The sequence below is a fragment of the Martelella sp. genome, assembly GCF_984369615.1.
Genome location: NZ_CFHTCS010000517.1, coordinates 1 through 2,334, shown reverse-complemented (window position 1 = coordinate 2,334; position 2,334 = coordinate 1). Strand labels below are relative to the sequence as shown.

Sequence of the window (2,334 nt, the reverse complement as noted above, 5' to 3'; positions counted from 1 at the left end):
GAACGGCTCTGCCTGTTCGAATATGTCTATTTCGCCCGTCCCGATTCCATCGTCGGCGGTCGCAATGTCTATCAGACCCGCAAGAACATGGGCGTCAATCTCGCCCGCGAGGCGCCCGTCGAAGGCGACGTGGTCGTGCCCGTTCCCGATGGCGGCACGCCGGCGGCGATCGGCTATGCGCAGGAGAGCGGCATTCCCTTCGAGCTCGGCATCATCCGCAACCATTATGTGGGCCGCACCTTCATCGAGCCGACGCAGCAGATCCGCGCCTTCGGCGTGAAGCTGAAGCATTCGGCCAACAAGGCGGTGATTGCCGGCGCGCGCGTGGTGCTGATCGACGATTCGATCGTGCGCGGCACGACGTCGGTGAAGATCGTGCAGATGCTGCGGGAGGCCGGGGCGAAAGAGGTGCATATCCGCGTTGCCAGCCCGATGATCTATCATTCCGACTTCTACGGCATCGACACGCCCGACCGCGACAAGCTGCTTGCCAACAACCACAAGACGCTCGCCGACATGTGCAAGTTCATCGGCGCGGATTCGCTGCAGTTTCTCTCGATCGACGGGCTGTACATGGCCGTCGGCGGCGAGAAGCGCAACAATGCCCTGCCGCAGTTCACCGACCACCAGTTCACCGGGGACTATCCGACCCGCCTGCTCGACAAGGAGCATGAGGGCGAGTTTTCCAAGATCGAGCTTCTGGCCGGAAACGGCTGAAGCCTGAACACGTCCGGAGAAGACATCATGAGCAAGTCACTCGAAGGCCGTCTGGCCGTCGTTACCGGCGCCTCGCGCGGCATCGGTTATTTCACCGCGCTGGCACTGGCGAAAGAAGGCGCGCATGTGATCGCTTGCGCGCGCACCGTCGGCGGGCTCGAGGAGCTGGACGACGCGATCAAGGCCGACGGCAACGGCTCGGCGACGCTGGTGCCGATGGACCTTGCCGATATGGGCGCGATCGACCGGCTCGGCGGCTCTATCTTCACCCGCTGGGGCAAGCTCGACATCATGGTCGCCAATGCCGCCGTCCTCGGCGTCGTCTCGCCGCTCGCGCATCTGGAAGCCAAGGTGTTCGAGCAGGTGATGACCGTGAACGTGACGGCGACCTGGCGGCTGATCCGTTCGCTCGAGCCGCTCCTGCTGCAGTCCGATGCCGGTCGCGCGGTGCTGATTTCTTCCGGCGTCGCCCATACCTGCCGGCCCTTCTGGGGCGCCTATGCCGCCTCCAAGGCCGCCGTCGAGGTTCTGGGGCGCACCTGGGCTGCTGAAACCGCGCACACCCCGATCAGGGTCACGAATTTCGATCCCGGCCGTACCCGCACCGCCATGCGCGCGCAGGCAGCCCCCGGCGAAGACCCGATGACACTGCCGCATCCAAGCGAAGTGGCGGAAAAGATCGTGCCGCTGGTCAGCCCCGATTTTCAGGAGAGCGGCAGGCTTTTTGTTTCGCGGGAAGACCGGTTGAAAGACTACCGCCTGCCGGAATAGGCACGGCACGGAGGAACATCATGGCGCAATGGCTGAACGAACCGGCCGAATGGTCCGGGGAAAACGGAACGCTGGAACTGGTGACCGACAAGGCTACCGATTTCTGGCGCAAGACCTTCTATGGCTTTACCCGCGACAGCGGCCATGCCTTTCTGGAGCCGGTCGCCGGCGACTTCTCCGCCAGCGCCACGGTGACGGCCGATTACGAGACGCTTTACGATCAGGCCGGCCTGATCCTCAGGATCGACGAGACCCACTGGATCAAGGCGGGTATCGAGTTCACCGACGGGCTGATGCACTTCTCCACCGTGGTGACCCGCGATGTCTCGGACTGGTCCGTCATTCCGCTGCCTGACGCAGACCCGCAAACGCCCGTCTCCGTCCGCATAACCCGCCATGATGATGCCGTGCGCGTTCAGTTTCATCTCGGCGACGGCCACTGGCAGATGGCGCGGCTTTGCCCCTTCCCTTCATCCGACGCGTTCGTCGGCATGACCGCCTGCACGCCGGAACGGGCGGGGCTGAAGGTCCGCTTCTCCGGCTTTTCGGTCGGCGCTCCCATCCCGCGCGACTTGCACTGAGCGGTAGTCAGGCCCGGCGCATGCGCCACATCAGACCGGCGCAGACCACCAGACACACGCCGCCGCACAGGCTGACCGCCCCGAACCCGATGCCCGCGTAGAGAGCGCTCATCAAGAGCGGCCCGAAGAACACCGCGATATAGGTGGCGGTGGTGTTGAGGCCGATCAGCGTTCCGCGGGCTTCAGGCTTGCGTTGGGCTAGAAGCAGGACGGTCAGGTTCAGCCCGAAATGGTTGAAGATGCCGAGCAGGAATGTCGCCGCCAG

The 2,334-nt window shown here is 64.3% G+C and carries 3 protein-coding genes and 1 pseudogene; 3 read left to right on the top strand and 1 reads right to left on the bottom strand.

Features of this window, described 5'->3' with window-relative positions:
* The 3 genes from AC5DC2_RS23140 to AC5DC2_RS23130 all read left to right on the top strand — a co-directional run.
* The coding region (locus tag AC5DC2_RS23140) for an amidophosphoribosyltransferase (protein WP_491700185.1) at positions 1–717 on the top strand (717 nt) is incomplete at its 5' end.
* Positions 718–744: 27 nt separating this feature from the next.
* Complete coding sequence (locus AC5DC2_RS23135; protein ID WP_491700184.1) at positions 745–1,488, top strand: SDR family NAD(P)-dependent oxidoreductase; 744 nt, start codon at positions 745–747, stop codon at positions 1,486–1,488.
* A 20-nt stretch (positions 1,489–1,508) separates the two neighbouring features.
* Entirely contained in the window at positions 1,509–2,069 is a 561-nt protein-coding gene (locus AC5DC2_RS23130) for a DUF1349 domain-containing protein (RefSeq protein WP_024709519.1), read from the top strand.
* 7 nt (positions 2,070–2,076) lie between these two features.
* On the opposite strand, the pseudogene AC5DC2_RS23125 reads toward AC5DC2_RS23130, so the two are convergent.
* Positions 2,077–2,334: pseudogene (locus AC5DC2_RS23125) on the bottom strand (MFS transporter); the annotation flags it as partial.